General features: G+C 63.5%; 24 protein-coding genes and 2 tRNA genes. 11 read left to right on the top strand and 15 right to left on the bottom strand.

Annotation, left to right across the window (positions count from 1 at the left end; all coding sequences use genetic code 11):
* Nucleotides 1-151: 151 nt before the first annotated feature.
* From ASU23_RS00870 to pknB, 6 genes are read left to right on the top strand one after another with little or no spacing between them, the layout of a single operon-like run.
* Complete coding sequence (locus ASU23_RS00870; RefSeq protein WP_003943418.1) at nucleotides 152-616, top strand: FHA domain-containing protein; 465 nt, start codon at nucleotides 152-154, stop codon at nucleotides 614-616.
* Nucleotides 613-2037, top strand: a complete 1425-nt coding sequence (locus tag ASU23_RS00865; RefSeq protein WP_058036948.1) for a PP2C family serine/threonine-protein phosphatase — start codon at nucleotides 613-615, stop codon at nucleotides 2035-2037. Before ASU23_RS00870 ends, ASU23_RS00865 begins: the two co-directional genes overlap by 4 nt.
* The gene (locus tag ASU23_RS00860; RefSeq protein ID WP_007735775.1) at nucleotides 2037-3488 is read left to right on the top strand and encodes an FtsW/RodA/SpoVE family cell cycle protein; all 1452 of its coding nucleotides are present in this window, start codon (nucleotides 2037-2039) and stop codon (nucleotides 3486-3488) included. The genes ASU23_RS00865 and ASU23_RS00860 overlap by 1 nt, the downstream gene beginning before the upstream one ends.
* Nucleotides 3485-4951 (top strand): penicillin-binding protein 2, encoded by a 1467-nt coding sequence (locus ASU23_RS00855; protein ID WP_058036947.1) that lies wholly within the window; start codon nucleotides 3485-3487, stop codon nucleotides 4949-4951. The genes ASU23_RS00860 and ASU23_RS00855 overlap by 4 nt, the downstream gene beginning before the upstream one ends.
* 3 nt (nucleotides 4952-4954) lie before the next feature.
* Nucleotides 4955-6313 carry a serine/threonine-protein kinase gene (locus ASU23_RS00850; RefSeq protein ID WP_058036946.1) on the top strand — a complete coding sequence of 453 codons (1359 nt, stop codon included), beginning with the start codon at nucleotides 4955-4957 and terminating at the stop codon, nucleotides 6311-6313.
* On the top strand, nucleotides 6310-8235 hold the full coding sequence (gene pknB / locus ASU23_RS00845) for a Stk1 family PASTA domain-containing Ser/Thr kinase (protein ID WP_007729221.1): 1926 nt from the start codon (nucleotides 6310-6312) through the stop codon (nucleotides 8233-8235). Before ASU23_RS00850 ends, pknB begins: the two co-directional genes overlap by 4 nt.
* 57 nt (nucleotides 8236-8292) lie before the next feature.
* Here pknB and ASU23_RS00840 read toward each other — a convergent pair whose 3' ends face one another.
* Nucleotides 8293-8958 carry an aminodeoxychorismate/anthranilate synthase component II gene (locus tag ASU23_RS00840; RefSeq protein ID WP_003942537.1) on the bottom strand — a complete coding sequence of 222 codons (666 nt, stop codon included), beginning with the start codon at nucleotides 8956-8958 and terminating at the stop codon, nucleotides 8293-8295.
* Nucleotides 8959-8980: 22 nt separating this feature from the next.
* Complete coding sequence (locus tag ASU23_RS00835; protein WP_223304399.1) at nucleotides 8981-9622, bottom strand: DUF881 domain-containing protein; 642 nt, start codon at nucleotides 9620-9622, stop codon at nucleotides 8981-8983.
* Nucleotides 9623-9796: 174 nt separating this feature from the next.
* Between ASU23_RS00835 and crgA the strand changes: the two genes are divergently transcribed.
* Nucleotides 9797-10060 carry a cell division protein CrgA gene (gene crgA, locus ASU23_RS00830; protein WP_003942576.1) on the top strand — a complete coding sequence of 88 codons (264 nt, stop codon included), beginning with the start codon at nucleotides 9797-9799 and terminating at the stop codon, nucleotides 10058-10060.
* A gap of 107 nt (nucleotides 10061-10167) precedes the next feature.
* The gene (locus ASU23_RS00825) at nucleotides 10168-10659 is read left to right on the top strand and encodes a PH domain-containing protein (RefSeq protein ID WP_003942511.1); all 492 of its coding nucleotides are present in this window, start codon (nucleotides 10168-10170) and stop codon (nucleotides 10657-10659) included.
* A 7-nt stretch (nucleotides 10660-10666) separates the two neighbouring features.
* Here the strand turns inward: ASU23_RS00825 and ASU23_RS00820 are convergent, their stop codons facing one another.
* Together ASU23_RS00820 and ASU23_RS00815 are read right to left on the bottom strand one after the other, a co-directional pair.
* Nucleotides 10667-11515 carry a TauD/TfdA family dioxygenase gene (locus ASU23_RS00820; protein WP_058036945.1) on the bottom strand — a complete coding sequence of 283 codons (849 nt, stop codon included), beginning with the start codon at nucleotides 11513-11515 and terminating at the stop codon, nucleotides 10667-10669.
* Between the two features lie 106 nt (nucleotides 11516-11621).
* Nucleotides 11622-12989, bottom strand: a complete 1368-nt coding sequence (locus ASU23_RS00815; protein WP_231915910.1) for an FAD-binding oxidoreductase — start codon at nucleotides 12987-12989, stop codon at nucleotides 11622-11624.
* A 126-nt stretch (nucleotides 12990-13115) separates the two neighbouring features.
* On the opposite strand from ASU23_RS00815, the gene ASU23_RS00810 reads away from it, so the two are divergent.
* A complete protein-coding gene (locus tag ASU23_RS00810) occupies nucleotides 13116-14981 on the top strand; it encodes a GAF domain-containing protein (RefSeq protein WP_058037005.1) in 1866 nt (621 codons plus the stop codon).
* On the opposite strand, the gene ASU23_RS00805 is transcribed toward ASU23_RS00810, so the two are convergent.
* Nucleotides 14972-16315, bottom strand: coding sequence for an MFS transporter (locus ASU23_RS00805; protein ID WP_058036943.1), 1344 nt, complete (start codon nucleotides 16313-16315; stop codon nucleotides 14972-14974). The genes ASU23_RS00810 and ASU23_RS00805 overlap by 10 nt on opposite strands.
* 304 nt (nucleotides 16316-16619) lie before the next feature.
* Here ASU23_RS00805 and ASU23_RS00800 point away from each other — a divergent pair, with 304 nt between their 5' ends.
* A complete protein-coding gene (locus ASU23_RS00800) occupies nucleotides 16620-17147 on the top strand; it encodes a lipoprotein LpqH (RefSeq protein ID WP_058036942.1) in 528 nt (175 codons plus the stop codon).
* A gap of 31 nt (nucleotides 17148-17178) precedes the next feature.
* Here ASU23_RS00800 and ASU23_RS00795 read toward each other — a convergent pair whose 3' ends face one another.
* The 5 genes from ASU23_RS00795 to ASU23_RS00775 all read right to left on the bottom strand — a co-directional run bounded on the left by ASU23_RS00795 (nucleotide 17179) and on the right by ASU23_RS00775 (nucleotide 21238).
* On the bottom strand, nucleotides 17179-18123 hold the full coding sequence (locus ASU23_RS00795; protein ID WP_042453365.1) for a rhomboid family intramembrane serine protease: 945 nt from the start codon (nucleotides 18121-18123) through the stop codon (nucleotides 17179-17181).
* A 17-nt stretch (nucleotides 18124-18140) separates the two neighbouring features.
* Nucleotides 18141-18668 carry a peptidylprolyl isomerase gene (locus tag ASU23_RS00790; RefSeq protein ID WP_007729190.1) on the bottom strand — a complete coding sequence of 176 codons (528 nt, stop codon included), beginning with the start codon at nucleotides 18666-18668 and terminating at the stop codon, nucleotides 18141-18143.
* A 69-nt stretch (nucleotides 18669-18737) separates the two neighbouring features.
* A complete protein-coding gene (locus ASU23_RS00785; RefSeq protein WP_058036941.1) occupies nucleotides 18738-19520 on the bottom strand; it encodes a siderophore-interacting protein in 783 nt (260 codons plus the stop codon).
* A gap of 42 nt (nucleotides 19521-19562) precedes the next feature.
* A complete protein-coding gene (locus tag ASU23_RS00780; RefSeq protein ID WP_216637107.1) occupies nucleotides 19563-20402 on the bottom strand; it encodes an ABC transporter substrate-binding protein in 840 nt (279 codons plus the stop codon).
* 194 nt (nucleotides 20403-20596) lie between these two features.
* Nucleotides 20597-21238, bottom strand: a complete 642-nt coding sequence (locus ASU23_RS00775; RefSeq protein ID WP_156423041.1) for a TetR/AcrR family transcriptional regulator — start codon at nucleotides 21236-21238, stop codon at nucleotides 20597-20599.
* Nucleotides 21239-21304: 66 nt separating this feature from the next.
* On the opposite strand from ASU23_RS00775, the gene ASU23_RS00770 reads away from it, so the two are divergent.
* On the top strand, nucleotides 21305-21757 hold the full coding sequence (locus ASU23_RS00770; protein WP_039973062.1) for a hypothetical protein: 453 nt from the start codon (nucleotides 21305-21307) through the stop codon (nucleotides 21755-21757).
* A gap of 57 nt (nucleotides 21758-21814) precedes the next feature.
* Here the strand turns inward: ASU23_RS00770 and ASU23_RS00765 are convergent, their stop codons facing one another.
* The 5 genes from ASU23_RS00765 to ASU23_RS00745 form a co-directional block, all read right to left on the bottom strand.
* Nucleotides 21815-23092 (bottom strand): lipase family protein, encoded by a 1278-nt coding sequence (locus tag ASU23_RS00765; protein WP_050656763.1) that lies wholly within the window; start codon nucleotides 23090-23092, stop codon nucleotides 21815-21817.
* 127 nt (nucleotides 23093-23219) lie between these two features.
* Nucleotides 23220-24884, bottom strand: coding sequence for an alpha/beta-hydrolase family protein (locus ASU23_RS00760; RefSeq protein WP_007729186.1), 1665 nt, complete (start codon nucleotides 24882-24884; stop codon nucleotides 23220-23222).
* 62 nt (nucleotides 24885-24946) lie between these two features.
* A complete protein-coding gene (locus ASU23_RS00755) occupies nucleotides 24947-26056 on the bottom strand; it encodes a hypothetical protein (protein ID WP_007729184.1) in 1110 nt (369 codons plus the stop codon).
* A 286-nt stretch (nucleotides 26057-26342) separates the two neighbouring features.
* A tRNA-Ala gene (locus ASU23_RS00750) sits at nucleotides 26343-26415 on the bottom strand.
* A gap of 176 nt (nucleotides 26416-26591) precedes the next feature.
* Nucleotides 26592-26665, bottom strand: a tRNA-Ile gene (locus ASU23_RS00745).
* Nucleotides 26666-26736: the final 71 nt, after the last annotated feature.

Raw genomic sequence — 26736 nt, 5'->3', positions numbered from 1 at the left:
ATCGAACATTCGGCGGTCCGTCGGCGCGCCGCCGTCACGCGGCTGTCAGTATCGTGATCTTCGGGGCCCAGAGCCCCCTATGATGCTGCCAGTCGACAATGCTCGAACCCCGCTGCGGCGGGGCTCGAGCCATAGAAGGAGGTGGACAGCCGTGCAGGGCCTGATTCTGCAACTCACACGGGCGGGCTTCCTGCTCCTACTGTGGCTGTTCGTCTGGGCAGTCCTCCGCACTCTCCGCTCCGACATCTATGCCGGCTCCGGGGTCAGGGTTCCGCCGCGGTACACCCGCGCCGGAAAGGTCCTGCCCTCGCTGGGCAAGGCGAAGGTGCCTCGGTATCTGGTGGTCACGCAGGGCGCCCTCGCCGGTACCCGCATCACCCTGGGCTCACAGCCAGTCATGATCGGCCGCGCCGATGATTCGACGCTCGTTCTCACCGACGATTACGCGTCGACGCGCCATGCGCGGCTCTCGCAGCGTGGCGCCGACTGGTACGTCGAGGATCTCGGTTCGACCAACGGCACCTATCTGGACCGCGCCAAGGTCACCACTGCGGTGCGCGTGCCGCTGGGCACTCCAGTTCGCGTCGGCAAGACGGTAATCGAGCTACGCCCGTGACCCTTGTTCTCCGCTACGCGGCGCGCAGCGACCGCGGTCTCGTGCGCTCCAACAACGAAGATTCCGTGTACGCCGGTGCCCGTCTGCTGGCCTTGGCCGACGGTATGGGCGGACACGCGGCCGGTGAGGTCGCGTCGCAGCTGATGATTGCCGCTCTGGCGCATCTCGACGACGACGAGCCCGGCGAGGATCTGCTCGGCAAGCTCGAGGCAGCCACCCGTGAGGGCAACGATTCCATCGCCGATCACGTCGAGGAAGAACCCGAACTCGACGGCATGGGCACCACGCTCACCGCGATCCTCTTCTCCGGCAGCAAGCTCGGTCTCGTGCACATCGGCGACTCGCGCGCCTACCTGCTGCGCGACGACCACCTGACGCAGATCACCCGCGACGACACGTTCGTGCAGTCGCTGGTCGACGAGGGCAGGATCACCGCCGAACAGGCACACACTCATCCGCAGCGATCCCTGATCATGCGGGCGTTGACCGGCAACGAGATCGAGCCGACGCTCACCGTGCGCGAAGCCCGTGCCGGCGATCGTTACCTGCTCTGCTCCGACGGCCTCTCCGACGTGGTCAGCGACGAGACCATCGAGAACACGATGCGCGAAGGCTCGCAGGAGCAGTGCGCCGACCGTCTCATCGAATTGGCGCTGCGCAGCGGCGGTCCCGACAATGTCACCGTCGTCGTCGCCGATGTCATCGACCTCGACTACGGCCAGTCGCATCCCATCGTTGCGGGCGCCGCGTCGACGGAAGAGGAAGAGGACTCCCCTCCCCCCAACACCGCAGCCGGCCGCGCCGCCGCCATGCGTCCGCCGCGCGCGACGCCCAAGCGAGTTGTCTCCCAACCCGAACCGGAACCGAAGAAGAAGCGGAACCGGTTGTGGTGGGTGGTCCTCGCCGTGGTGCTGATCGCGCTGGTCGGCGTCGGCGCCGTGATCGGCCGCGCCGTCATCCGCAACAACTACTACGTCGGCGAAGACAACGGCCGCGTGACGGTGTTGCGCGGAATCCCCGGTTCGGTGCTCGGATACTCGCTGCAAGACGCGGATCTGGTGGGCTGCGTCGGCGACGACGACGTCCTGACCCTCGTCTCCCCCGACGCGATTCCCAGCAACTGCAACATCCTCGAAGTGACGGATCTGCAGCCGTCGGCGCAGGAACAGGTGCGCGCCGGGCTGCCGTCCGGCAAGCGTGAAGATGCGCAGAGCCAGATGATCCGTCTCATCGGCGGCGATCTGCTGCCTCGTTGTGAGCCGGTTCCGACGACGACGGCCACGCCCACTCCCCCGCCGGCACCGGAGACCACGCCGCCCCCCGCACCGCCCGCGGAGCCTGCTGCGCCGACGACGGCGGCACCCACGACTACGCCTACGCCGACCGAAGTTCCCGGTCAGACTTGCAGGACGGTCAACTGATGTCGTCCAACGCAGCTGCGGGGACGGCTTTTCCGAGTCCGCCCGGAGGTTTTGCCCCGGCGCCGGTCCAGTCGACCCGTCGAAACATGGAGCTGCTGCTCCTGGGCTTTGCCGTCATCATCACGACGGTCTCGCTTCTGCTCGTCGAGGCGAGCCAGGAACAGAAGATCACTCTCGATCTGGCCAAGTACGCGCTTGCGTACACGGGCCTGTTCCTGATCGCGCACTTGGCAATTCGGCGGTATGCGCCGTACGCCGATCCGCTGCTACTGCCGATCGTCGCCCTGCTCAATGGCCTGGGATTGGTGCTCATCCACCGACTCGACCTCGCCGACGAACAGACAGCGCTCTACAACGGCGTCGAGGCACCGTCACCGGATGCGAACCAGCAGGTCATGTGGACTGCATTGGCGATCACCGGTTTCGTGCTGCTGCTCGTGTTCTTGAAGGACTACCGCCTGATGGCGCGGTTCAGCTACACGCTCGGCCTCGCAGGTCTGGTGTTCCTGGCGATTCCTGCGATCCTGCCGGCGAAGTTCTCGAGCGTGAACGGCGCGAAGATCTGGATTCGCCTGCCCGGATTCAGCATTCAGCCAGGTGAGTTCGCGAAGATCCTGCTCATCATCTTCTTCGCGTCGGTGCTCGTCGCGAAGCGCGACCTGTTCACCTCGGCCGGTAAACACTTCCTGGGCATGGACTTTCCGCGTGCCCGCGACCTCGGCCCGATCCTGCTCGCCTGGATCGTCTCGGTGGGCGTGCTCGTCTTCGAAACCGACCTCGGTACGTCGCTGCTGCTCTTCAGCACCGTGCTGGTGATGCTCTACATCGCGACCGAGCGTGTGGGCTGGCTGGTGATCGGCGGCGGACTGCTCGCCATCGGATTCTTCTTCGCCTACAAGATGTTCGGACACGTGCGCGTTCGCGTCGACACCTGGCTGGACCCGCTCGGCGACTACGCCAATACCGGGTATCAGATCTCGCAATCGCTCTTCGGTCTGGCCACCGGTGGTATCGCCGGAACAGGTCTGGGCAGTGGCCGGCCCAACCAGGTTCCGTTCGCGAAGACGGACTTCATCATCGCGACCATCGGCGAAGAGCTCGGCTTGATCGGCCTGGCCGCTGTGCTGATGCTGTTCCTGCTTCTCATCGTGCGCGGCCTGCGTACGGCGTTGGCAGTGCGCGACAGCTTCGGCAAACTGCTCGCCGCCGGTCTGTCGTTCACGATCGCGATCCAGATTTTTGTCGTCGTCGGCGGCGTCACCAAGCTGATCCCGCTGACGGGTCTGACTACACCGTTCATGTCGTACGGCGGCTCGTCGCTGCTCGCGAACTACCTACTGCTGGCCATCCTCGTCCGGATCTCGGACGCGGCTCGTGCGCCGGTAGTGACGAAGAAGAAAGGTCCGCCCCCAATCGCTGACGCCAATACCGAGATGATGCCGCGCGTATGAACACTCCACTGCGCCGCGTCGCGATGGCCGTCATGGTGATGGTTGTCGCGCTCCTCGCCAACGCCACGTACGTACAGGTCATCAAAGCTGACGACCTGCGAGCCGACCCGCGCAACTCGCGGGTGCTGCTCGACGAGTACTCACGCCAGCGAGGTCAGATCTCGGCTTCCGGTCAGGTGCTTGCCGCCTCCCGCGCCACCGACGACCGGTACAAGTACCTGCGCGAGTATCCGAATCCGTACCCGTACGCCCCGGTCACGGGCTTCTACTCGATGCAGTACGGCAGCGCCGGTCTCGAGCGCACCGAGGATCCGATTCTCAACGGCTCGGACAACCGGCTGTTCAGTCAGCGCTTCTTCGACCTGGTGTCCGGACGCGATCCGCGCGGCGGCAACGTCGTCACGACGCTCAATCCGGCCATGCAGCAGGTGGCCTACGACCAGCTGACCACCAAGGGTTACACCGGTTCCGTCGTCGCGATCGAGCCGAGCACCGGACGCATCCTGACGATGGTCAGCACACCGAGCTACGACCCGAATCTGCTTGCCAGCCACGACGGCGCCGAAACCACGAAGGCGTGGGACGAGCTCAACGCGGACCCCAACGATCCGCTGGTCAACCGCGCGATCTCGCAGACCTACCCGCCCGGCTCGACCTTCAAGGTGCTCACCACGGCCGCAGCTCTGGGCAACGGCGCGACCCCGGACGACCAGCTGACCGCGGCGCCGCAGATCACGCTGCCCGGCACCAGCACGACCCTCGAGAACTACAACGGCAGCACGTGCGGCCCCAACCCGACGGCGTCGTTGCGCGACGCGTTCGCGCGCTCGTGCAACACGGCGTTCGTCGAACTGGGCATCAAGGACGGCGCCGACGCCATCAAGGACGAGGCCAGCGCCTTCGGCATCGGACCCAACACTCCCGCGATCCCGCTGCCGGTTGCAGACAGCACCGTCGGCGACATCTCCGACGACGCGGCTCTCGGCCAGACCAGCATCGGCCAGCGCGACGTCGCGGTGACCCCGCTCGAGAATGCAGTGATCGCCGCGACCGTCGCCAACGGCGGTGTGCGGATGCAGCCCAACCTGATCTCCCAGTTGCAGGCACCCGATCTGACCGATCTCAGTACGCCGTCACCGGTGTCGATGGGTCAGGCGATCTCGCCGGCAGTGGCCGCAACGCTGACTGATCTGATGATCGGCTCGGAGAACTTCACCGGCGGCGACGGCAAGATCCCCGGAGTTCAGATCGCGTCCAAGACCGGTACCGCCGAGCACGGCGTGAACCCGCGGGAAACTCCGCCGCACGCCTGGTACATCGCTTTTGCACCGGCGCAGAATCCGACGGTCGCCGTGGCCGTCATCGTCGAGAACGGTGGTGACCGCGGACTCGCCGCTACCGGTGGCTCGGTTGCTGCGCCGATCGGTCGTGCAGTCATCGCAGCCGGAATCCAAGGGGGCTGAACCGTGGCGTTGAACAACGGCGCTTTGATCGCCGATCGTTACCGATTGATCCGTCTCATCGCCACCGGTGGGATGGGTCAGGTGTGGGAAGCCACCGACTCCCGGCTCAACCGTCGCGTCGCCGTCAAGGTACTCAAGTCCGAGTTCTCTTCCGATCCGGAGTTCTTGGAGCGCTTCCGCTTCGAGGCCCGCACCACCGCGCAGCTCAACCATCCCGGTATCGCCGGAATCTACGACTACGGCGAGACCCGTGACAGCTCGGGTGATTCCACGGCGTACCTGGTGATGGAACTCGTCAACGGTGAACCGCTCAACGCCGTCCTGGCACGCGTCGGCCGCCTGGCGGTTCCGCATGCCCTCGACATGCTCGAGCAGACCGGCCGCGCCCTGCAGGTCGCACACGACGCCGGTGTCGTGCACCGCGACGTGAAGCCGGGCAATATCCTCATCACGCCTACTGGCCAGGTGAAGATCACGGACTTCGGCATCGCCAAGGCCGTCGAGAACTCTCCTGTCACGCGCACGGGAATGGTGATGGGCACCGCCCAGTACATCGCGCCCGAGCAGGCCCTCGGTCAGGACGCGACCGCGGCGAGCGACGTGTACTCGCTGGGAATCGTCGGATACGAAGCACTTTCGGGTCGACGCCCGTTCACCGGTGACGGCGCGCTGACCGTCGCGATGAAGCACGTGCAGGAAACCCCGGCGCCGATGCCGGCCGACCTGCCGCCGAACATCCGCGAGCTCATCGACATCACGTTGACCAAGGATCCGGCCGGCCGCTACGCCAGTGGCGGCGAGTTCGCCGACGCCGTTGCAGCCGTTCGGGCAAGAAGGCGTCCACCGCCGCCCGGTCTGCTCGCCACCGGTGCCGCGAGCGCGTTGCCGGCAACGGGTGCCACGCAGGTCATGCCGCCGACGTACGCGGGCCCGGTGACGGGCGCCGCTGCTGCGGACGACGCGGCAGCCGGCGGACTGACCAGTGGGCAGAAGGCCGTGGCGTGGGCCGGCGGCGGATTGATCCTGTTGGCGTTGATCATCGGCGGAGTCTGGATCGCAACCGACGGTCCGAGCGACCCGACGCCGCCCGTCGTCACGTCCACGACGTTGCCGACCACGACGACGACCAAGCCCACCACTACGACGACTCGGCCGACGACGACCACCACCGAGCCGACAACCACCACGACTCGGCCGACGACAACGACCACCGAGCCGACAACCACCACGACAACGCCGACCACGACAACAACCACTCCGACGACCACAACCACCACCACGACGACAACGACGACCACAACGACCACTGAGCCGTTGGCGGATCCCGGAGACGCTGAAGAACCGCTAGGACAAGACCAATGACGACACCCCGCAATCTCTCCTCCCGCTACGAGCTGGGTGAGATTCTCGGCTTCGGCGGAATGTCCGAGGTTCACCTGGCGCGCGACCTCCGACTCAGCCGCGACGTCGCGATCAAGGTGCTGCGTGCAGACCTCGCGCGCGATCCCACGTTCTACTTGCGGTTCCGTCGTGAGGCGCAGAACGCTGCCGCGCTGAACCATCCGGCGATCGTGGCCGTCTACGACACCGGTGAAGCCGAGACCGACGCCGGGCCGCTGCCGTACATCGTCATGGAGTACGTCGACGGCGACACGTTGCGTGACATCGTGCGCAGCACCGGGCCGATGGCTCCGCGCAAGGCGATGGAAGTGATCGCGGACGTCTGTGCCGCTTTGGACTTCAGCCACCGCAACGGCATCGTGCACCGCGACGTCAAGCCCGCCAACATCATGATCAACCGTGCCGGCGCCGTGAAGGTGATGGACTTCGGTATCGCCCGTGCCATTTCCGACGCGTCGAGCCCGATGACGCAGACGGCCGCCGTGATCGGCACCGCTCAGTACCTCTCGCCGGAGCAGGCGCGAGGTGAGCAGGTGGACGCGCGTTCGGACGTGTACTCGCTCGGTTGTGTGCTGTTCGAGATTCTGACGGGCGAGCCGCCCTTCAAGGGTGATTCACCGGTCGCCGTGGCGTACCAGCATGTTCGTGAAGATCCGCAGACGCCGTCGGAGATCAATCCCGACATTCCACGCGAGCTGGATTCGATCATTCTCAAGGCGATGAGCAAGAACCCGGCCAACCGCTACCAGAGCGCCGGCGACATGCGCAGCGACTTGGTGCGTGTCCTGGGCGGTCAGCGTCCGAGTGCGCCGATGGTGATGAACGACGAGGACCGCACCACCATCCTCGGCGCCGTCGGCTCCGACACCGGGAACTACCGCACTGCTCCCGATCCGGTCGAGCCGGTTGCTGCGAGGACAACTCGCGCCGCCGAGCCGCCTGCCAAGAAGAAGGGCGGACGCTACGCCCTGATGGGCATCGCGGCGCTTCTGGTGATCGGTCTGGTGACGTTCTTTCTCATTCGGGTGAACTCGCCGAAGGTCGAGATGGTGACCGTTCCGGGTGACCTGACCAACCAGCCCGCCGACGTCGCCGAGGCGACGCTGACCAACGCCGGATTCCAGGTGGAGCGTCAGCAGAAGACGGACAAGGTGATCGCCGCCGGAAACGTCATCACGACGCGTCCGGTTGCCGGGGTGCGTATCGAGAAGGGCAGCACCGTCACCATCGACGTGTCCACCGGACCCGAGCAGGTCGCGATCCCACGCCTGACCGGGCTGAGCCAGGACGACGCGGAGAAGAAGCTCAACTCCGTCGGACTCCGACTTGATCCGACCATCGGCAAGGCGGCATCGACCGTCGCCGAGGTCGACAAGATCGTCAATCAGGACCCGGCCGTCGGAGTGTCGGTTGTTCTCGATTCCGCGGTCTCGATCACCGTCGGCACCGGACCGGAGCAGGTTCGTGTCCCGGATGTCACCGGTCAGCGTGAAGAGGTGGCGAGGCCCAACATCGAAGGTGCCGGGTTCGTCGTCCAGATCACGGAGATCGATTCGGGACTGCCCAAGGGACAGGTTGTTTCGACCGACCCGACCGGCGGTACTTCGGCCACCAAGGGTTCGACCGTGACGCTACGAGTGTCCAACGGCAACCAGGTCGCGATGCCTGATCTGACCAACAAGACGGTGTCGGAGGCGTTGAGCACGCTTCGCGCAGCCGGCTGGGCGGGAACTGCATCGCAGCTGGTGCAGAACCAGAGCACGACGCTCACCCCGGAAATGGTGGGCAAGATCGTCTCGCAGACGCAGCCTCCGGGCTCGGAGATCTCCAAGGACGCAGTCATCACCGTCAGCGTCGGAGCGCTCGGAATCCCCGGCCGCTAGCAAAGTGAAAAAGTGCCTCCCGGAGATTTCCGGGAGGCACTTTTTTGTGGACAGGTGTCAGAGAATTGCGGGCAATGCACCGCCGAGCGCCGACGCGACCTCGGCCTCGAGGGCTGCGACGAGCCCTTCCGGCGGCGCCTCACCGCAGACTGCGAGCCAGTTCGCGAGCATCCGGTGTCCACCCTGGGTGAGTACGGACTCGGGGTGGAACTGGACGCCGTGAATCGGCAGTTCGCGGTGGCGCATCGCCATCACGACGCCGCTCTCGGTGTGGGCGGTCACCTCGAGTTCCTCGGGAATGGTGTCCTCGAGAACCGTCAGCGAGTGGTAGCGGGTAGCGGTGAACGGATCGGGCAGTCCGGCCAGGACGCCGACGTCCTTGTGGTGAACCAGACTCGTCTTGCCGTGAAGCAGTTCGGGCGCGCGGTCGACGGTTCCGCCGAAAGCCGCACCGATCGCCTGATGTCCGAGGCAGACGCCAAGCAGCGGGGTCTTGGTGTCGGCGCAGACCTTCACCAGATCCATCGTCGCTCCCGCGCGCTGCGGAGTTCCGGGGCCCGGGCTCAGGAGAATGCCGTCGAACTGCGCTACTGCACCCTCGAGGTCTGCCGTCAGTTGTGGATCGTCGTTGCGCCAGACCACGGCTTCGGTTCCGAGCTGGCCGAGGTACTGCACCAGGTTGAACACAAAGCTGTCGTAGTTGTCGACGACGAGAATCCTCATGAGAGCAGGGTAAACGCCTGTGCTATCCGCCGGTATAGGCGGGGACCGTGATCTGCGACGGCGTTGCCTGCGTGTACCCGAGGCCGAAGCGGGTCGCGTACTGCTTGTAGATCCGAATGCCCGGTTCGGCAGCGAGTGCCGCCTCGAGGCGCGCAACGTCGCCGATCGCGCTCATCACATACGGCGGGCTGTATGTACGGCCGTGCAGAAGAAGAGTGTTTCCGATGCACCGCGGCGCCGACGTACTGATGATCCGTTGGTCCTGCATGCCCACCGCTTCGGCCCCGCCGGCCCACAGTGCGTTCAACACGCTCTGGACGTCCTGCTGATGCACGACGAGGTCGTCCGGGGTGGCGTCGACCGGATACTTGCCGTCGGCGTTGCGCGGGGCGTCCGTCATGGTGACGACAACACCCGGGCCGGTCATCTCCGTCAGTCCCGCGTCGGCGGAGATGTTCTTGATGTCACCGAGCGCGGCGGCCACTCCGGCGTCGGACCGAGCGGCGTCTTGCTGCAGCGAATCGAGCTGAGCGGCAAGTTCGTCCCGGTCGGCCGAAACTTTTTCGGCATTGGCCTGGGCGCTGCGGACCAGATCGGAGAGCCTGGTGCTTTCGGTGACCTGGAGCTGGTTTTCCTCGGCGGATCGTTGCGCCGTGGCGACCATCAGACCGGCTACCAGGCAGACGGCAAGTACACCGATGTGCCAGACGGTTCGTGAAGATTCACCCGAAGACACGTGGCTCCTCCCGGATTGTGCAGGTCGGCCGGTGACCAACTGGACACAGCTACGTTAGCGTGTAGGTAACACATGCAGGTCACACCGTAGAGCGAGGACGTCATGCCCAAGTCGAAGGTCCGTAAGAAGAACGACTACACAGTCAACCCGGCAAACCGCACTCCGGTGAAGGTGAAGATGGGTCCGTCGAGCACGTTGTACGTGTCGGTGATGCTCGGATTCATGCTTGTCGGCCTGGCGTGGCTGATTGTGTACTACTTGGCCGCGGATTCGATCACGTGGATGAACGACTTGGGAAACTATAACTTCCTCGTCGGCTTCGGTTTCATGGTTGTCGGCCTTGTCATGACCATGAGATGGCGCTGACCAGCGAGTATCTGATTCGACCCGGATCGTGACCGTCATTCAATTACATGGGTGTCATTCATCCCCATTGTGGATAACTCCTGTGGACAACCTAGGAAGTTATCCACATGCTCGAGGATGAATTTCATCCACAGCCTCGTGACAACGTCACGGAGGTGATCTCGTGGGCCACTCCGATGGGTGTTGTCTACGCGATGTTCGGCGGCGGAATTGCCCTCGCGATCGCCTCGATAATCGCGCCCACGGAGCCTGCCGGACGCTTCCTGCTCGCCCTCGCGGTGATCGGGCTGTTCGTGATGGGCGGACTCGCCCTGCGTCAGCGTCCCCGCCTGGCTGTGATCGAAGACGCGGGGACCAAGTCGATCGCGGTGCAGCGATTGCGCGCCCGCCACGAGTTCACCCGCGAACAGATCGACCGCGTGCGTCTCGTCCGCTACCCGCGTCTGGGTCGACGCGTCCCGATGCTCGAGATCGACATCGTCGACCGTCCCACCGACACGGAGAAGCTGTTGATCTTCGGACGCTGGGATCTCGGCACGTCACCGGAGGACGTCTTGGACGTGCTCGCCGTCCACGGTTTGGTGCCGCCCGAGAAATAAGCGCTGGTTACATGGCCAGTGCCGCGAGGTCCGGCTGCACGATGTCGAGAGCCTGCTGCGGCACCGCGACTGCGTCGCTCGACCATCCCCAGATCGAGTACAGCTCACGGCCGGGGTCGGTGTATCCGTCGCGGCCGTGCAGTACCCGGTAGTTGTCGATGCAGATCATCTCGCCGGCTTCGGCGCGGAACATCGGACCGCTGTCTCGCACGTGAATCACAGCCTCACTCCACTGCTTCACCAGCGGCCACTGCGCTACTTCCGATTCACCGGCGATCGGCGCGAGATATGGGTGATACCGAACCTGGTTGCGTCCACTCGGCACCGTCCGGGCGATCGGCGCAAATGTGTTCTGCGGGAAGTTCGGTTCCGAATGGTCGATGTCTGTGCTCCAACAGAATTCGGCCAGCTCCGCTGTTGCGGGATCGAAGGCGAGCAATCGCGTCAGTTTGACCGCATCGATGAGAAACGAGTCGCCGCCACTCGGGTACGCCGGGCGCTTGCACCACAGAAACAGGTAATCGGGAGCGTAATCGCCGAACGCGAAACCGTCGTTGTGGGCAGTCATCCGCTCGCCGGAGATACCGAACGAGCGCTTGCGGCCGCGTTCGTCCACCGGTTGCGTGTCGACGACAGCGGCTTCGGCATCCTGACTCTTGGCACTCGCCTCGAACTGGCGGCCGACGCGAATGCACTTCTCACCGAGCAACTTCGACGCGAAGGCAATGGCATCGTCCTCGGTGTGCAGTCCACCGAACACCGCGGCGCCGTCGAGAGCGATTGCCGCCCGGACGGCCTCGACCGTCTCCACGCGCCGCGGAACAACACTTGCCAGCGTCAAATCGGAAGAGAACATTCATGACTCCATACGTCGAGTTGGCCAAACGGTTCAACTCGAGCGTAGGAACTCGTCATTTCGACGGCGTAACTCCGGAAACCGATTCGGTTACGGAGCCAGCCTTTCAGATCACCTTGCCCGGGTTCATGATTCCGTGAGGGTCGAGTGCGCCCTTGATTGCATGATGCATCGCGACGACGGCCGGTGACAGTTCCTGTTCCAGGCCACCCATCTTCAGTAGGCCGACGCCGTGCTCACCGGTGACGGTTCCGCCCAACTCGAGGGCGTTGTCGATGATCTCGGCAAAAGCGGCCTGAGCGCGCTTCCGCGCCGCTTCGTCGTCGTGTGGCGTGATCAGCAGCGGGTGCAGGTTGCCGTCACCCGCGTGCGCGATGTTCGCGATGTGCGTGTCGTGCCGGGCCGAAATGGCCTCAATCCGTGCCAACATCTCCGGGACCGCTGCCTTGGGGACACAGATGTCCTCGGTGAGCACCGGGCCGAGCCGCTCGAGGGCGGGGTATGCCAGACGCCGGGCGGAGAACAGGGCGTCGGCTTCCTCCTGGTCGGTGGATCTGGCGCTCCAGGTAGCCCCAGAGCGGTTGAAGCAGGCCAACATTCGCTCGGCTTCGGCGTCGCCGATCTCGCCAGGTGTGTCGATGCGGCCGAGCAGGACCACCTCGGCGTCAGCCGAGAGGCCCATGTTCTTCCAGGCATCGACGGCAAGGAGACACTGCCGATCGATCAACTCGAGGGCCGACGGCGTGAGACCGTCTGCCGCGACGGCTTCGACGGCCTTGCCCGCAGCAACGATGGAGTCGAAGTATCCGACGATGGTGCGCTCGGGATCGCGCTGAGGACGAAGCTTGACGGTCACCTCGGTGATCACCCCGAGAGTGCCTTCGGAGCCGACCATGAGTGCCGAGAGATCAAACCCAGCCACTCCCTTGGCAGTTCGACGCCCGAGCCGAACCAGCTCACCGGTTCCGGTAACCACCTGCATGCCCAGCACGTAGTCCTTGGTGACGCCGTACTTGACGCAGCACAGGCCGCCGGCATTGGTCGCGACGTTGCCGCCGATCGTCGACCAGGGTGCGCTCGCCGGATCGGGTGGATACCAGAGGCCGTGCTCGGCGCAGGCGTCGCGGAGGTGATCGTTGACCACTCCGGGTTCGACCACGGCCAAACGCTCGAGGGTGTTGATCTCCTTGATGGCGTTCATCGCGTCGAAGGCGATCACGACGCCGCCGGCGACTGCATTGGCTCCGCCCGACAGACCGGTTCCGGCGCCGCGCGTGACGACGGGCGCACCGTGGGCGATGCACGCCTGCACAACTGTCTGTACCTGCTCGGCTGTGCGCGGGCGGACCACTGCGACAGGCATCTCGTAGGGAGCCCACTCGGCGTCGTCGTGGATGTAGCTCGCCATGATGTCGGGGTCGGTGATCAGTCGATCCGCATCGATCTGCGAGCCGAGCGCCTCGAGGAGTGTCATGTCTCCACGATAGTGACGGCGGCTACACCACCCCATGTAGATTTACTCCGAGAAACCGGAAACCGTATGGACATTCTCTCCATACTCATCGTTGGCCTGACAAGTTGGCCTGACAAGGGAGCGCGGATGCACGAGAACTGGCTACAGCTTCTCCTGGCCGAGGCATCCACCGAGGAACTGATCGAACACCGCGATCAGTTGGCCGCTGGGTCAGCCCCCGAGGCCGCTGCCGAAATCGAGCGAGAAGCCCGATCGGCGCTTCAACTACGAAGTCTCCTGGCTCAGCGCCGACAGCGCGCCACCGAACTCGGGGCACTCAACGACATCGCGTCGCTGCTGACCACGATGCACGATCACCACGCCCTCCTGCAGGAGATCGTGGATCAGGCCAAACGACTACTCGGCGTCGACCTTTCGTACCTTGCTCTCATTCACGACGACATCTTGATCATCGAAGTCACGAGCGGTGCGTACACCTCCCAATTGCTCGGCCTCACGGTTCCCTTCCGCGAAGGTCTGATCGGTCGCGTGGTCGAGAACTCTTCTCCTGCTTGGTCTCCCGACTACCGAAACGATCCCTCGTTTGCACATATCGGACCGGCCGACGACGCAGCGCGAGCCGAGAACATGCGCGGCCTGCTGGCTGTGCCGCTGACCTTGAACGGCAAGATCCTGGGTGCCCTGTGCGCGTGCAAACGTCAAGAGCGCCGATTCGGCAACGAGGAAGTTGCGTTGCTGTCCGCACTCGCAGCCCATGCCTCGGTGGCCATCGAGAATGCCCGTTCTCTCGAACGCTATCGCGCGACGGTTGCGGAAGTGAACGCCGCGAACACCGAACTTGCCGAACGCACAGCACTTCTCGAACAGACACTGACTTGGGATCGTTCGCTCACTCAGGTTGTCCTGCGCGGCGGCGGTGTGCGCGAACTCGTGGAGGAAACCTCGGCGTCGACGGGTTCGCCGGTGTTCTTCGTGACCGGAACATCCGAGATCCCACCGGGACTGCAACGGGTGAGCGAGAGCGTTCTTCGGGTTTTCGACATCCTTGCTGCCGACCGACGCGAGCAGGAAGTGACGCTCACCGTCGGTGAGCAGTTCCTGTTCGCCACCGAAGTACGCAGTGCCGGTGACCAACTCGGAGTTCTGTTCCTATTCTCGCGCCAGGAACCCACCGCCGCCATGAGATTGGCACTCGAAAGGTCAGCCCCGGCCATTGCGCTGGCGCTGGTAGGCGAACGGGCGGCCAGGGAAGCTACCCGTCGGGCACGCGACGCATTTCTGGTCGATCTGATCACCAGGCCTGCGCCGACGCCGGCCGAGGTCACCGGTCAGTTCCGCCTGGCCGGGCTCAATCCTGACCGCTCGTACACCGTCGTGGTGGCCCGCCCGGCCGACGCCGTCGACCGTGCGCGTCGCAGTATCGAGGAAATTACATTCCCCTCGGGAACCGTTGTTGCCGAACATGGTTCACGAGTCATCGCACTGATTCCCGGAATGTCACCGGCAGCAGTTGCGAAGGCGTGGGTTCAGCCGGCGGAGAACCCGACCGTCGGAATCGCCGATCCCGCGGTGGGAGCGGAAGCTCTGGCGCGAGCCTATGTCGAGGCACAGCACACCGTCGACGTCCTCGAGACTCTCGGGCGGGCCTCCCACGTGGAGCCGGCAAGTTCACTCGGTATCTACCGAATTCTCCTCAGCCGCACCGGCCGCGAAGAACTGGAAGCCCTGACAGAGCGTTCCCTCGGTCCTCTCCTCGAGGAGGAGCAACGACGCGGCGTTCCGCTATTGGACACCCTCGCGTCGTACCTGTCGCACAACTGCAAGCACTCCGCGACCGCCGCCGCGCTCGCGATTCACGCCAACACCCTGTACCAACGGCTCGAGTCGATCGACAGGTTGATCGGTACACAGTGGCGTCAGCCGGACCAGGCGCTCGATCTTGCGCTCCTGATCCGGCTGCGTGCCAGTGCGGGGAAACTCGGTCAGATCTGAGCGGGCTTGCTCGGTCGCTTTGCCAGCGCCACCACAAGGATTGCGGCACAGAGCATCACGGCGCCCACCACCCATAGTCCTGCCTTGGCATTTCCGGTTACATCGGTGAGCCAGCCGGTGATGTACGGAGCACCGAAGCCCGACGCATTGCCGATCGAGTTGATCATGGCGATGCCCGCGGCCGCGCTGGCACCCGTCAGGAACGTGGTGGGCAGGTACCAGAAGACGGGGAGCGCACAGAGCACGCCGACGGCGGTGAGCGAGACCGCGATCATGACGGTGAACGGTGAATCCAGATACAGCGCAATCGGAATGGATACCGCGCCCAGGAGCGTCGGGGCTGCAACGTGCCACATTCGTTCACCGGTCTTGTCGGAATGGCGGCTCCACAGCACCATCGCGACAGCGCCGATCGCGTAGGGGACGGCCACGATCAGGCCTGTCTCGACGAGCGAGAAATCGGTGTCGAACGTCTGCTTGAATCCGGCGACGATGCTGGGCAGGAAGAAGCTCAAAGCGTAAAGGCCGTAGGTGATTCCGAAGTAGACCAGACCGAAACCGATGACGCGGGGATCACGCAGGGTCTTACCGGCCGACTGGTGACCGGCGTCGCCGAGTTCTTTTTCCTCGTCGGCCATCGACTTCATCAGCCAGGTGCGCTCCTCGAGGGTCAACCACTTTGCGTCGGCGGGACGATCGGTGAGGTAGAACCAGACGACAAACGCCAAGATCACGGCGGGCAGACCCTCGATCAGGTACATCACGCGCCATCCGGCGAGGCCGAACAGTCCGTCGCCGTACTGGATGATGGCCGCCGAAAGCGGGGCACCGAGCGCCGACGAGAGCGGAAGCGTCAGCAGGAACAGACCCATCAGGCGCACGCGGTACTTCTTCGGGAACCAGAAGGTCAGGTAGAGAAGAACTCCGGGGAAGAAGCCGGCCTCGGCGATTCCCAGCAGAATGCGGAGGAAATAGAGGCTGCCCACGTTGGGCACGAATGCCAGCGCAGCGGCGAGGATGCCCCAGGTGAGCATGATCCGCGCGATCCACAGCCGGGCGCCGAAGCGGTGCAGGGCCAGGTTGCTCGGCACCTCGAACAACAGATAGCCGACGAAGAAGAGACCGGATGCGAGCCCGAACATCGTCTCGGTCATACCGAGGTCGGCGCTCATGGTGAGCTTGGCGAAAGCGATGTTCGTACGATCCAGATAGTTCACGAAATAGAGCAGGATCAGGAAGGGAATCAGCCGGCGCGCTACCTTCTTCACCACGCGAGTTTCGATCTCGCTCGGCGCAACCCCACCGTCAGTGGTGGTGCTATCGGTGGAGGTCATTGCAGGGGTACTCCTCGGAAAAGGTCAGCGTTGCTATCTACGAAGTGACTCAAGCCACAGTAGAAGCACGACCGAGCCCAACCTATGTGGACGATCTCCATAGAAGCCGTCTCTGCATGTGCGATTGCTCCCAAAGATCCGGCAGATGATCCCGGGCAGCCCGACGAACGTCCCTGAACAGTCGACGGCGACAAACCCGTCTGAGCTGGGGGTTTAGAGCTACGAGCACCAAGTCACTGGCTAGTGTTGTCGGCGAAACAGCCAGAGCAAGTGCGGACGCACCGCGTGACTTGAAGGACAGAACATGACGAAGTTGGTTCGGACCACGATGACCCGCCGGTCCTCCACCGCAGTCGCTGCCACCATCGCGGCGGTCGCTCTATTCGCCTCCGCCTGCGGCAGCGACTCCGACAAGACCAACTCCGACAAGAGCGCTGCCGGCGCCTCGTCCGCTACATCCTCGGCCACCGTCGGCGGGAAGACACTCGACGCCAAATTCGAGACGAAGTGCGCAAAGGACGGCGGCACGACAGTTATGACACTGCTCGACGCGGAAAATGCCACCTACGGCATGTTGACCGTCTCGGCCATCGTCGATGAATCCGGCACGGTTCAGACTGCTGGAATCGCCGGAAGCGAGGGTGGATCGAACGGTCTGCCGTACACCGCCGGATTCGCACCGGGACTGCCCGGCGGATCTGCCAGTGCCAAGCAGGACGGCAATACCTTCGTGGTGACGGGCGAGGGAATCGGCGCCCGGGACAAGGGCAACCCGACGGCGACGTCGAGCTTCGAGATCACGTTCGCCTGTGAGTCCATCATCGGCGGCTGAGCCATAGAACGGCTGGGCCCTAGGATTCTTGCTAGCTGATTCCCAGCTGTTCGCGCAGTTGAACGACGCGGAGCACGATGACTCCGATTGTCACCACTGTGACGGCACCAAAAGCGATCCAGCCGATCCGCACTGCTTTCACGCGGTTCTCACCGGCGCCCAACCACTGCGGGGCGTACAGGAATGCAGCGGCCGTTGCGGCACCTGCCACCAGACCTCCCGCGTGACCCCAGAACGAGATCCCGGGCAGCGAAATGCTGATGATCACATTGATCGCGATCACCGAGATGATCGGGACCGGGCTTCGACGCAAACGCAATAGAAGGACTGCCTGTGCGCCCATGATGCCGAAGATCGCTCCCGACGCCCCAGCAGTCCAGGACAGGGCCGTGAGCGAAGAGAACACCGGCTGGAACGCCATCACCGAGGCGGAACCGCCGAGAAGCGAAACCAGGTAGATGCCGATGTACCGGGAGCGGCCCATCACAATTTCGGTGTCGCGGCCCAGGATGTAGAGGGCGTACATGTTGACCGCGAGGTGCAAGATGCCGAAGTGCAGGAACCCGGAGCCGATGAGCCGGAACCAGTCACCGCTGGCGACGAGCCCCGGATTGAGTGCCCAGTTCGCGAAGATCGACGAGCCGACCTGATTGTTCATGATGCTTCGCGACTGCGCGAAGGTGGCGAGGAACGCCAGGACGTTGAGCCCCATCAAGGTGTACGTCACGACCGGGACCGCACGGGTGGGGCTCACGGTGTTTCCGGCGACGCCCCGAACGGGGCGGACGTCACGCTGACCGGCAGCTACACAGTCAACACATTGGTATCCCACCGCCGCCTCGCGGAGACAGTCCGGGCACGCCGGTCGTCCACAACGATTGCAGGAAAGTGCGGTAGGTCGATCTGGATGGCGGACGCACCGCGGTTGGGGCGGGATGCCCTCACTCGCACCGCCGCCCCAACCGGGGTTCGTCATCTGCTTGTTTTACCTGTTCAGGAGATGGTGATGCTGTTGATCACGACGGGCTCGACCGGACGATCGCCACGATCGACGGCGGTGGAGGAGATAGCGTCGACAACCTTCTTGGAATCGTCGTCGAGAACCTCACCGAAGATGGTGTGGCGACGGTTCAGGTGCGGCGTCGGGCCGGTGGTGATGAAGAACTGCGAGCCGTTGGTTCCCGGGCCTGCGTTGGCCATGGCCAGCAGGTAGGAGCGGTCGAACTGCAGTTCCGGGTGGAACTCGTCACCGAACTTGTAGCCCGGGCCGCCGGTGCCGGTTCCGGTGGGGTCGCCACCCTGGATCATGAAGCCGTCGATGACGCGGTGGAAGATGGCACCGTCGTAGAACGGGCCGGTCTTGGTGCCGGCGGCGTTTGCGGTGGTGTACTCCTTCGAGCCGTCGGCGAGGCCGACGAAGTTCTCGACGGTCTTCGGCGCATGGTTGCCGAACAGAGCGATCTTGATGTCGCCGCGGTTCGTGTGCAGCGTTGCGGTTGCGGTCTGATGAGTTGAAGTCACACCACCATCGTGCCATTGCCGGCGTTCTCGCGGATGTGAGCCTGCCAATTCCGTGCGACGGGGCATGCGTCACTGCAGTTCGATGTCGGCGGCAACGACCGGATCGGAAATGTCGATTCCGTCCGCAGCTGCGCGTTGGTACAGCCGGTACAGAGCATGATCGAACTCGTCGCGCGTTCGCCCCGCCGACCAGTACGGCAATGCGACAATCCGGGACGGCGGTAGGCCGTTTTCGATCGATTGGTTGCGCAAGCGGGCGACACAGCTTTTCTCTCCGCCGATCCACAACATTGTCGATTCTGTCTGCGCCTTGGTCCGATCGACTATGTCCACCCACTCGATATCAGGGAATCCGTGCTCGCCTGACGGACCCGTGAAACTGTGTATTCGGACTTGTTCGGCGAGATTCGTCAAGGATCCGACAGCAGGGCGCGCAGATCTGTCGCCGACTGCAACGACGTCAGTGACGCCCGGAACAAGGACGAGTTCGTGTTTGAATCCGATCACCCCAACGCGACTGCCTACGCCCGTCCGGTTGAGCCACCAATCCGGTTTCCCGAGATCTATGGCATCGAACGTGATCCTACGATCGCCAGGATTGAAATCGATTGCTGTGTAGGAACGCCCGATCGGACGCCGGGGGTCGGCCTCCCAACTGGGAACCGCGAGTTTGTCCGACCCCAAGGTGGGGAGCATCATCTCGTCCGTCGGCTCCCGAGGCACGAACAACTTGAACACCGGCGCCGCCCCACGAACGCTCAGGTTTCCGAACTCGCTCGACTGCAACACAACTCGAACGGTGTCGTCCGTTCGCTGTTCAACCTCGGCAATCGAGGCAACGGTCATGACCATGCCCGCAGGTAACCGGGATTCTCTCGCCCTGTCCACGCTCGACTAACCCAACTGTCCCAACGCGGTACCCAGGTTTCCCGGCAGCCACGTCTTTCCAAGTACACCCGCATTGTTGATCGCCTCGCCCTGCGCATCACTGAGCCATACGACGCGGGATTTCAGATTCGACTCCCAGAAAGGCGATTGTTCGAGGTTCGCGATGGAATCCCGTGGTGACGGCATCAGAAGTACCGCTTCACCGTCGACGTCACCCGCGGTCTCACCCGAATACGTCACCGGAGTTCCCGTCGATTCCACCGCGGCTTGGTCCTCCGCCGGCTTCATTCCGAAGAGGCGCAGTATGTTTCCGCCCGATCCCAACGAAATCTGCTCCTTGTAGTAGAGCCCGAATGAGTACGGCCGCCTCGCAAGTCCTGGGTTCGACGCAGCCACACCCGTAAATTCGTCGACTGCCGAGGTGATCAACTCCCCACCCTGCTCGGATTTGCCCAACGCATCCGCGACCTGCTGAACGCCGACTCTCCAATCGTTGTCTGCGTCCTGCATGTCGAATATCAAAGTGGGAGCGATCGTTCGGAGCCGCTCCAACGTGGCGGGCTCGGTGAAAACCGGCCAGGCAGGCGCGATAATGAGATCCGGTTCGACCGCAAGCATCCGCTCGAAATTCACTTGCCCTGCATAGATGTCAGCCAAGGACTCGTCGAGCGCCTCATTTCCCACGTAGTCCGCCAGATAGGGAAGCTTGTCGATGTTGGTCACGCTCGCGGCCACGGGGTGCGATCCCAGCGCCACGACGTTCTCGAACGCCGGGTTCCCCAAGGTCACGATCCGTTCAGGTGCCGACTCGATGATCACGTCTCCGGATTCCGTGCTCACGGTCACCGGATAGCTTCCCCTCGCTGCGGGACTTCCGTCAGCGTCCGGGTTCGTGTTCGATGACGAACATCCAGCGAGCGCGAGCACTAACGCGGCCCCGGCCGCGCCGAGGAATCTTGGCCTCCACCTGTGTCTATTCATAATTGCCACAGTAGCAATAATTAATGTGGGTTGCCTTACCTTCCTATCCCGGAAGGGCATCAGTGATCCGAAATGTGAGTCCAAGAAGCGTCAGGAGTTGGAACGACCGTAGGAACGAGGCCGGAATCGATCATCTTTTCGGCACCGACAAGGAAGGCGTCGAGCGTCCAGGAAACAACAGCCGAGAGAGTCTCAGGCTTCGGATACTGCGAATCCGGGTAACGATTGCGCGCCGGTGTACGCAGTGCCGCCGACATGATCAGTGTCCGAGAGCCGAGCAAATGTGCTGTTGCACGGTCGAATTCAGGCTTCCGTAGAAGTACCTCATTCATGATTCGCTCGAACTGCTCCAGAGTGCGCTCTTCGTAAGGCCCTCGAAGCACGTAGTCCTCGAGCCCAGGCGTGGCAGTCACGAGTTCAGCGAACCGCTGACCTAACGTCCGAAGGTAGTCCTGCCAGGACTTCGAATCCGAATCCAACTGCAGACGTCCGAAAGCTCTCGCACACGCCAACGAGTACAGACGATCGGTCGAGTCGACGTGATGGCGAATCGTCGCAGCGGAAACGCCCAGGACCTGTGCGACCTCCGCCCGCGTCAGGCGGTCCAAACCCACCCGTTCCGCTGCATCGAGAATCTCTTCTGTCGACGTAATCGCAGGTCGGCCCGGGCTTCGACGGGACCGTGCAGGGGAGGTCGACATTCATCCATCGTAAGTCCGATCTGCGACCGACCTACCCCGGTACAGCCCTTGTGGCAAAGTGAAGTCATGACACGAGTGACCGAGTCCCTCAGCACGCAGTTGCCCGACACCTTCGATCACGCGCGCGCCCGCGTCGAGGACACCTTCGACGAGACTGCCGCCTACCTCGAAGAGACAGCGGCTCGCATCAAAGAGTCCGAGGCAGCCGACAACGCTCGCCGCATCGCTGCGGTGGTCGCCACGTCGGTCGCTCGCGGCGCTGGGCAGGTCGGGTTGTTCCTGGGTCGTCAGGGCAAAGTCCTCGCCAAGAAGGGCGTCGAGCGCGCAAAGGCCATCCCCACGAAATCCACGGAACGCACCGAGAAGCCTCGCGGTCGCAAGCGCGTCACCGTGTTCGTCATCGCCGGTGTTGCGGTGATCGGTGGCGCGGTGTTCTTCAAGAGCCGCCGACGCGAGCATCCGCCGGTCGCTTCCGCACCCCCTCGCCTCGAGGAGAACTCGGCCGAGAAGACCGCTTAGTCGACATACGAAAAGCCCCGGAACAGATTGTGTTCCGGGGCTTTTCGATGTTCACATTCAGCAGTTGGACGGTGCCGGGACGTTGTTGAAGCGATCGATCATGTATCCGATGGATTCGGGGGTACCCACCAGGTACGGCGTCGCGTGATTGATTGCCAGTCCCGGAATGATCGGGGGCAGTTCGTTGACGGAGAACTGCACCGTTGCACCCTTGCCGCACCAGTCTCGCGCCAGTTGCTGTCCCTGGCCGAACGGAACGATGTCATCGGAGCGGCCATGCTGAATGAGCACGGGCGACTCCGGCGTCAGCTTGCCGATCTTCTGCTCGTCGAGGATCGCCTGCGCCATGGGGAGACGCGCCAGAACTGCGGAGAGTGATTCACCGGAATTGGTGAAGCTCGACGACTGCTGGAAGCCGAACTGCAATCCACTTTCGGCGACGCACTGGTTCTTGGTGGCGGCCAACATCTGTCGGCCGCGATCGTTGATCTCGGCATCGAGCAGCGGCTGAACCTCGGGGTACTGGGCAAGGATCCCGTTGAGCGCGTATCCGATCACTCCGGTGAGGAACGTGCCGTCGACCTGCTGCAGCGTCGCCGCCAGATCGGCGGGCGGTGCACCTGCGTAGGTGCCCTTGAGATCAAGCTCAGGAGCATACGACGGCTTCAATTCCGTTGCGGCAGCGGCAGCTCCACCACCTTGCGAGTAACCCCACAGTCCGACGGGGCCGTCGGCGGGAATGCTCGTGTTCGGGAGTTGCTGAGCGGCTCGCACCGAGTCCAGAACGGCGTGCGCTTCGGCTTCACGGTTGACGTAGGTGTGATCGCCCGGAGTTCCGAGGCCCTCGTAATCGGTGACGACGACGGCAATGCCGTTGAGCAGCAACGTGTTCACCCAGATGGACTCGTAGCCGACCATGACGTCCGTCGGGAACTGGTACTCGATACCGGTGTTGAACAGCTTGGACGGAGCGCATTGATCGCCCTGCCCGTGCGTTCCCACCGCTGCGGCAACCAGTGGACGCGCCCCCTGCCCGGTCCACGGGTTCGACGGTTCGAGATAGGTGCCCGTCACGGCAACGGGGGCGCCCTTGGCGTCCTCGCTTCGGTACATGATCTTGGTGGCGGTTGCCGGCCACGCACCGTTCGATCCGGGCACGCTCAGCAGCAGTGGTGACGGCTCACTCTTGATGAGATCTCCGTTGGCACCTGCCGGAAGCTCGACCGGCGGCGTGTAGAAATCCGCCGGCTCCGCCGTTGCGGCAGGGGCCGTCACAGCACCCATGACCAGTGCCGCGACGGAGACCCCTGCCGCCCACCATGCTCTGCTCTTCACGTTTCGATCTCCCCACGTTCGCTTGCGCTGTGGCTTGGCACACAGCGAACGCAGAGTAACACATACCTCACGTAACACCTTTTCGTGAGGTTTTCGCCTTAACAGGCTGAATTACAACCGTTTACAACTACTTCGTGGGCTCCAGATTGGTGGTCAGCAGCGCACGAAGCTTGTCGGTATCAGCCGACGTCCAGGCCTCGGGGTGCAGGATCTTGGCCCACATGTCCGCTGCATCCTCGCCGTAATTGTGACCGTGCCCGGACGGGACGTCAGCCGAGAAGACCATGTCGAGGGTTACCTGCCAGAAGGTCACGAGAGGAACCCATGTCATTCCCGGATCCACGTCGCGACCCAGCGGTTCCTTGAGCCAATCCGGCTTGTTGAGCAGCAGGTCGAAGGACCACCACGTGATCGGGTCGCTGGCGTGCTGCCAGTACACGATGCGATCGTCGTCCCAGTCCGACTTCAGCTCCAGATCTTCCGGATCACCGGCAAACCGAATTGCCTGGCCACCGTCGATCACCGGCAGAATCTCCGGTGAGCCCGAGTCACGACTGTCCGTGATTTCCTGCCACTGAGCAGTGAAGTTGGGGGTTCCGACCCACAGTGCGCCGTCGACGCGCGTCATCATGTCCTGGGCGCCGGCGAATGCGGCCTGGCCACCGTAGGAGCCGAGGCTCTCACCGAAGACAACCAGTTCGGGTCGCGTCTCCACGGGCAAGTCGATCCACTTGGCGTAGACCGCGTTGAACAGCGCGCGGCCGGCGATCATCGGCGTCTCACGGTCGGCGATGAAGGCCAACGGACTCGGAAGGAACGAGTACTGCATCGACGCGATCGCCGTGTCCCCACCCTCGACGTACTCGAACGCCGACGCGACGTCCTCGTTCACCCAACCGCGACCGGTGGTCGTGACAACTGCGAGAGTTCCGCGGTCGAATCCGCCGGTGCGCTCCAACTCGTCGACGACCCGCTGTGCGACACCGTTGATCGAGTCCGAGGATTCACGTCCGGCATACACCCGGATCGGTTGCTTCGCTTCACGTCCGGTCAATGCAGAGATCTCGGCTGCAGTGGGACCGCTACCCATGAAGGTGCGACCCTCCTGGCCGAGAGAATCCCAAGCCTCGGCGGACATCGGCGAACCGCTCCGCTCTGCAATCATGGGCTGTTCGATGCCGTCCGGTGTTTCGTGATCCGCACCGGAGAAACTCCAGTTCGCGAAGGCGATCAGCCCGTTGTACAGCGCACCGTTCACGATGAAGATGCCGAGGGCGAAGATGACGATCAAGCTGCCGACCTTCGCCGCCTCGAGGGGAACGAACCGTAGTGCGACGGCGGTGAGCTTGTTGGTGGTGAACCGAAGACCACGGCCTGCCTCGAGCAGGATGAACCAGATTCCGAGCGAAATCATCAGCACCAGAAGATAATTCGCTTGATTGGTGCGTGGAGCTTCCACGAGATCGCGAACGATCTGCTGCCACCACGAACCGAGGACCAAGAACGTCGGCACAAGAATGACGGCCGCGACCAACAGGATTCGCCAGCCGATCTTCTTGGTGCGATCCGACCACTGCGGTTCGACGCCGCACTTGCGGATCATCCAGGCGACCGTCACGCCGACGCCGTATCCCATGGCGAGCGAGATGCCCGTCGCAACGCCCTGCAGGTACCACGCGCGCGGCAACAGGGACGGACTCATCGACCAGGTGAAGAAGACCAGAGCAAAGGCAAGCCCGACCGGGTGCAGCGTCTTGCAGTAGAGGCGCAGCCGTTCCCACACACGTTTCATGCCGGAATCGTATGCGCCCCGTGCCCGAATCAGGTCACGAGGCGCACACGCGTCCAGTCTGTTTACGGGGCGAAGCGCAAAATCGCGGCAACTGCGCCGCCGCCCGGAATGTCCTCCGCGCGAACAGCGAGCACCCGCGCACCCGTCAGGAGCGCACGACGAGCGATCTCGTCGACGACCCCGTAGGTGCTTCCGTTGGTCGACTCACCGGTCGTGAGAGCGCCCGTCTGGGGATCGAGACTTCCGGGTACGACGGAATCTATGTCGATGAAAACGGTGTCGACCTGTCCGTACGTCGCGGCTGTTGCCACGTCGGCGACGTCGGTTTGAGTGCGACCTTGTTCCGTGCGCACATTGAAGGTGTCCCGCACCGCCGCCAGCTGCTCGGCATGGAAGTCGTCGAGCGCCGGACGCGAACCGTCCGCCACTTCCTGCGTCGACAAGGCTTCGGGGTTTCCCTCGACGGTTTTGTCGACCAGGTGGCGGTACGAATTCACGGAGCGATACACCGACGCGATGGGTTCCGCAGCGGCCAGAATCAAGGGGACGTCACGGCCGGCGAGCACACCGCGGACCTCGTGATCGACTGCGCGGGCGTACTGATTGACGCGCAACTTTCGGCTGTCCGACCCCGACAACCGACCCGCTTCGGTTCGGCTGTTGATTGACGACTTGCCCGCGTGATCCGCAGCATTCTTCGGCATTCCCTGAACACGGACCTCGTCGGCCGGCTGATCGGCAGCGATCTCGATCAGTCGCACCGAACCCTCTGCCAGAGCGAGAACAAACGCCGTCTGGGGGAACGTCACCGAACGGAGCAGCGGCTTGAGATGAAACCGATCGCTGACCGTTTCGAGCGCCTGCAGACGGTTGGGGAGGCGGAAGGTCACCAGACGCTCCGGCGTCGCGTACGTGACCAATGAGCGCGACTGGAAGCGCCAGAAATCGTCGTCGTCGTCGAGCTCTGCGTATTCGGCCTCGAACTGCTTGCGCTCGGCCGGATCCTCCACCGATGCGAGTGCCGAGCGGACCTGGTCCTTGAAGGCGATGCGCGCTTTGTCATGATCCTGCGGCGCATCTTCAGTCGGAGTCACGATGGTGATGCAGGTGGGCCCCTCCACCTCCGCGAGTGCGGCAATTTCACCGTGGCTGGGAATGTCGTTGTGAAGCACTACGAACCTCCTGAAATTGGGTTCTCCTCACGCTACGCCCGGCTGGTTATGACCACTAGACTTTCCGGAGAATTCGGGACGAACGGTCCATAGTGGGCGCGGTTCCGGCCACCCCACTCCGAGCGAACGGCATGTTCATCGCCTCCAGTGCGCCGAAAGTGCCGTTCGCTCAAAAACAGGGGGCACACAAGTCGGGCAAGTCGGGCACCGGCCGGGGCGAGCAGAGATCGGGTACATCGGCATACAAAAACACCCTCCCGGATCCCGGGAGGGTGTTTTCTTACTGTGGAGCCTAGGAGATTCGAACTCCTGACATCTGCCTTGCAAAGGCAGCGCTCTACCAACTGAGCTAAGGCCCCGTTCGGTTTTCTGACCGGAGTCAGAGTACCTAGGTTCTATCCTGTTTCCAAATCGTGCCAAACCTTGTCTCCGCGCTGACTTTTGATCAGCTTGGTGACCCCGAGAGCTACCAGAATTCCGGCCCCGACAAGCAGGAAAACCTTCATTCCAGCAACCCTTCTTCGGCACATGGGAGTGGGCCTAGGAGGACTTGAACCTCCGACCTCTTCATTATCAGTAAAGCGCTCTAACCACCTGAGCTATAGGCCCCTGAACCGATTCCAAAGATTACCCCACCGGGCCGCTGACACCAAAACGGGCCCGGCGGAGCAATGTTTTCG

It is taken from the genome of Rhodococcus sp. KB6 (genome assembly GCF_001445685.1).
GTDB lineage: Bacteria > Actinomycetota > Actinomycetes > Mycobacteriales > Mycobacteriaceae > Rhodococcus_F > Rhodococcus_F qingshengii.
Note: the sequence above shows the minus strand (reverse complement) of the source record. Positions and strands in the feature narration are given on the sequence as shown.

Bases quoted from the DNA above. Each gene is read 5' to 3' on its own strand.
- ASU23_RS00860 (WP_007735775.1), top strand. From the start codon at position 2,037: ATGTCGTCCAACGCAGCTGCGGGGACGGCTTTTCCGAGTCCGCCCGGA.
- ASU23_RS00855 (WP_058036947.1), top strand. From the start codon at position 3,485: ATGAACACTCCACTGCGCCGCGTCGCGATGGCCGTCATGGTGATGGTT.
- pknB (WP_007729221.1), top strand. From the start codon at position 6,310: ATGACGACACCCCGCAATCTCTCCTCCCGCTACGAGCTGGGTGAGATT.
- ASU23_RS00840 (WP_003942537.1), bottom strand. From the start codon at position 8,958: ATGAGGATTCTCGTCGTCGACAACTACGACAGCTTTGTGTTCAACCTG.
- ASU23_RS00835 (WP_223304399.1), bottom strand. From the start codon at position 9,622: ATGGTCGCCACGGCGCAACGATCCGCCGAGGAAAACCAGCTCCAGGTC.
- crgA (WP_003942576.1), top strand. From the start codon at position 9,797: ATGCCCAAGTCGAAGGTCCGTAAGAAGAACGACTACACAGTCAACCCG.
- ASU23_RS00825 (WP_003942511.1), top strand. From the start codon at position 10,168: ATGCTCGAGGATGAATTTCATCCACAGCCTCGTGACAACGTCACGGAG.
- ASU23_RS00820 (WP_058036945.1), bottom strand. From the start codon at position 11,515: ATGTTCTCTTCCGATTTGACGCTGGCAAGTGTTGTTCCGCGGCGCGTG.
- ASU23_RS00815 (WP_231915910.1), bottom strand. From the start codon at position 12,989: ATGACACTCCTCGAGGCGCTCGGCTCGCAGATCGATGCGGATCGACTG.
- ASU23_RS00810 (WP_058037005.1), top strand. From the start codon at position 13,116: ATGCACGAGAACTGGCTACAGCTTCTCCTGGCCGAGGCATCCACCGAG.
- ASU23_RS00805 (WP_058036943.1), bottom strand. From the start codon at position 16,315: ATGACCTCCACCGATAGCACCACCACTGACGGTGGGGTTGCGCCGAGC.
- ASU23_RS00800 (WP_058036942.1), top strand. From the start codon at position 16,620: ATGACGAAGTTGGTTCGGACCACGATGACCCGCCGGTCCTCCACCGCA.
- ASU23_RS00795 (WP_042453365.1), bottom strand. From the start codon at position 18,123: ATGACGAACCCCGGTTGGGGCGGCGGTGCGAGTGAGGGCATCCCGCCC.
- ASU23_RS00785 (WP_058036941.1), bottom strand. From the start codon at position 19,520: ATGGTCATGACCGTTGCCTCGATTGCCGAGGTTGAACAGCGAACGGAC.
- ASU23_RS00775 (WP_156423041.1), bottom strand. From the start codon at position 21,238: ATGTCGACCTCCCCTGCACGGTCCCGTCGAAGCCCGGGCCGACCTGCG.
- ASU23_RS00770 (WP_039973062.1), top strand. From the start codon at position 21,305: ATGACACGAGTGACCGAGTCCCTCAGCACGCAGTTGCCCGACACCTTC.
- ASU23_RS00760 (WP_007729186.1), bottom strand. From the start codon at position 24,884: ATGAAACGTGTGTGGGAACGGCTGCGCCTCTACTGCAAGACGCTGCAC.